Source organism: Microcystis sp. LE19-195.1E, assembly GCF_027532095.1.
Lineage (GTDB): Bacteria > Cyanobacteriota > Cyanobacteriia > Cyanobacteriales > Microcystaceae > Microcystis > Microcystis aeruginosa.
This window is the reverse complement of the sequence record NZ_JAPZSZ010000007.1, coordinates 1-3,457: the sequence shown is the minus strand read 5'-3', so window position 1 is coordinate 3,457 and position 3,457 is coordinate 1. Positions and strand designations below refer to the sequence as shown.

The following is a 3,457-nucleotide window of genomic DNA, read 5'->3' as shown; positions in this document are numbered from 1 at the left end:
AGGTTAGCGATCACTATACAGCCAACTCTACGGAATCGCTCTACTCTAGATACAGTCAACGGTACAGCCATTTTCAAAGGGAAAATGTACCCAGTAGCGTCTTTTCAATTTTTTCTGAGAAGCGACCTGCAGTAAGGGTTTTGTTAATTTTTTAGTATTTCTGTATGGGGGAAGTCCAGTTATTCAGCAAACCCTAGGTAAAGGGGCTAATTTACCGAAGAAGGGCCGCAGTAATGCCCAAGCAATGTCGATAATCGCAACAAGTCAAGAAATAAAAAATTCTCGATATTGTCTTTCACTTCGCCCAGCTTCAATAATTAATTCTTTTTTCATTACTTTTTAGTCCCTGGAGGTGGCTGTTTAGAAGCTGCCGCAATCGCTTGATTTAAGCGAGTTAATTCTTCTTTAAACTTCGGTTCTTGGGGATAGTTTTTGACTAATTTTTCTAGGATACTTTTAGCTCCAGAAACGTCTTGAGTTTGTAATCTTGTTCCATAAAGAACTAGCATAACTTCCAGATTGTCGGGATATTTTTGATATAACTTTTCTAAAGGTTCTCTGGCTCCGATAAAATCTTTTAACTGTAAGCGAGCTTGGGCCAGTCCTTGCAAAGCAGTGGGGTTATCTGGTTCACGTTCGAGAATTTTCTCGTAACCTTTGACCATTTCTTCTAATTTTTCGGGAGGAATAGTTGCCTCTTGCCCGGGTTGATTGCCTTGGGGTGAATTAGAATTATTATTTTTCAATAAACCTAAAGTTGGCACCACCATTAAAGCCAGAAATACTAAACCAGAGGAAACAATTAAGACTCGTTTGAGCGTATCGTTATTTTTTTTGGGCATACTTTTTAAAGATTAGAGATAAGCAATTTTGTAGGGTGCGTGTTTGCGGCGATAACCTTGGAATGAAAAACCAAAATTAGTAATCCGCACCCCACGCACCAGATAAGATTAATCAGTAGTAACTCGATGAAATTCGTGACCCCAAAGATTATAAGCCCAAATTCCCAAGCCAAAACTACCTAAGCAGAGGATGGTGAGCATCAGGAAAACTTGCCACCTATTGTAACCTGCTTCCTGAAGTTCTAGACGACCAAGGATAGTGGCGGCTAAGAGGATTAAAACTCGACTAAATACCGCCCACTTGTGGAAGATAAAAACTACCGCCAAAGACCAGCCGAGAATTGATAATACAGCACTAATATCGTTTTTAAACCAACTGCGGAAAAATACCGGCATTAAGTGACTAAACAGAGTTAATCCTAGGGCAATTGAGAGGATAACCCCTACCGCTAGGATATAGATGATGATTTCTAGCCATTCGCTAGTGAGAGTCCAATTCATCTCATCACCGCGGGCAAGTAACCAATCACTCCATGATAAACGCTCATGGGCGATCGACCAGCCAAACACCCCATAGACCGATGGAATCAGAAAAGTAAGTAGTATAATGCGCCAAAACATAATCAGTTATCAGTTATCAGTTTTGAGTTATCAGTTATCAGTTTTGAGTTATTAGTTATCAGTTATCAGTTATCAGTTATCAGTTATCACTGAAAAAAGTCAAGCCTGAACCCTGAAAGAGACGAAAATTGCCCCTTTTCAGACTTCAGGCCCTTGGGATTGTCCCGATCGCTTAGGACATATACTGGATGATAAAGTCGAAGTAGGGGGCTGCTGCCACGGCATCCTCTTGAGTCAAAAGACCTAAAGCGGCCTCTTTGAGACAACGAATCGCCTCCACCATGCCGGGGATGGGAACATTAAGAGAGTTATACATCTCTTTGACCCCGATCAGACCGGTTTGTTCGATCGGTCCCTTATCTCCGGCTAATACCCCATAGGTAACTAGACGGAGATACCAACCATAATCGCGCAAGCATTGATTATATTGACGCTGACCGTAGGCATTGCCCCCCGGCGCTCTATAATCGGGACGTTTCTTGAACAGTTGTTTTTGAGCCTGATCGACGATTTTTTTCTCATTGTCAGCGAGAGTTTCGGCAATGCGAATTCTCTGCTCACCGGTTTTTAAAAATTGCCCGATACCCTGTAGTTCACCACTACTAGGATAACGAAGTTCGTCGTCGGCTTTGAGGATGACTTGGCTAACTACGCTCATAATATCAAGGTAAATTCTGATAACATTCTGTAGTTTATCTCAGGTCGGGGTCTGGAAGTCGAGTCATCGCTGCTGGTTGGGCAATTCCTAAAAATTGTAATATTTCGTTATGAGTTTCCCGGACAGCCCGGTTACTCTCTAGAATGAATGTATTAGTGGTCAGGAGCGAGGAGATGGCAATTGAGATGTCACCGCACACCGATTAACTTGAACCCGATAAGTGGTAATTAATATGGAATTTTTAGCATCCTTCCTATTGATAGCGGGCATTCTGGGGTTAAATGGCTTTAAAATCGATCGAGAATACCAGCGTGGTGTTATCTTTCGCCTAGGGCGTTATCAAGACACCAAAGGCCCCGGACTGTACTGGATCATTCCCCTAGTTGACCAAAAAATGCAGCTGGACATTCGCACCAAAACCGTCGATATCGCCCCGCAAGAAACTGTCACCGCCGATAATGTCACAATTAAGGTTAATGCGGTTCTCTACTATCGCATTATCGATCCTAGCAAAGCGATTAATAAAGTCGAATCCTATTCTGCGGCCGTTTACCAAGCGGCCATGACCACTTTAAGAAATGTAGTTGGTCAAAATCGTCTCGATGATGTCTTGCAAAAACGAGACAAAATTAATCAAGCAGTCCAACAAATTGTCGATGAAATTAGCGAACCTTGGGGCATTGATATCGAACGGGTGGAGATGAAAGATGTGGAAATTCCCACCGCTATGCAGCGAGCTATGGCCAAGGAAGCGGAAGCATTGCGAGAAAAACGCGCCCGTTTGATTAAAGCTGCCGCAGAACAGGAAGCCTCCTTAAAATTAGCGGAAGCTTCCCGATTAATCATGGAAAATCCCGCCGCTTTGGAATTACGCCGCCTACAAATGTTAACGGAAATTGGAGCGGAAAATAACACCAGTACCATCATTATGATCCCCTCCGATATCTTAAATCTTGCTCAAAAATTAGCCGAAAAACCATCACAAAATATTGTCAATAGCCAAAAGGGTTAATTTTCTCTGGTGTGTTAGACAAACCTAACGGGTGTATCTCATTTTTGTAAATCTACCAAGTTGGCATTTTTAATGGGAAACTCTCTGCTAAAATCGGGCGTTACTTCCGATTTTATTGCTCAATCCAAGCTTTTGGGGGGGGGGGGGGGGCGGCCCCCCCCCCCCCGCGGGGGGGGGGGGGGGGGGGCGGGGCGCCCCCCCCCCCACTGGGGTGGGGGTGGGGGCTCAACCCCCCCCCAAAAGCTGGGATTGAGTGATCAAATCGCAAGTAAGGCCTGATTTTATCCGAAAGTTTCCCTTTAAAAATCCCAACTTGGTAGATTG

Annotated in this window: 4 protein-coding genes; 1 reads left to right on the top strand and 3 read right to left on the bottom strand. The window is 43.8% G+C overall.

From position 1 onward, the window contains the following. Positions 1-332: 332 nt before the first annotated feature. The 3 genes from O9300_RS00325 to O9300_RS00315 form a co-directional block, all read right to left on the bottom strand. The gene (locus O9300_RS00325; protein ID WP_061430758.1) at positions 333-842 is read right to left on the bottom strand and encodes a tetratricopeptide repeat protein; all 510 of its coding nucleotides are present in this window, start codon (positions 840-842) and stop codon (positions 333-335) included. Positions 843-950: 108 nt separating this feature from the next. Continuing rightward, complete coding sequence (locus O9300_RS00320) at positions 951-1,463, bottom strand: hypothetical protein (protein WP_004162596.1); 513 nt, start codon at positions 1,461-1,463, stop codon at positions 951-953. 172 nt (positions 1,464-1,635) lie between these two features. Beyond that, the gene (locus O9300_RS00315) at positions 1,636-2,121 is read right to left on the bottom strand and encodes an allophycocyanin subunit alpha-B (protein ID WP_004162595.1); all 486 of its coding nucleotides are present in this window, start codon (positions 2,119-2,121) and stop codon (positions 1,636-1,638) included. 232 nt (positions 2,122-2,353) lie between these two features. Between O9300_RS00315 and O9300_RS00310 the strand changes: the two genes are divergently transcribed. Continuing rightward, entirely contained in the window at positions 2,354-3,133 is a 780-nt protein-coding gene (locus tag O9300_RS00310; protein ID WP_002759460.1) for a slipin family protein, read from the top strand. The last annotated feature ends 324 nt before the right edge of the window (positions 3,134-3,457 follow it).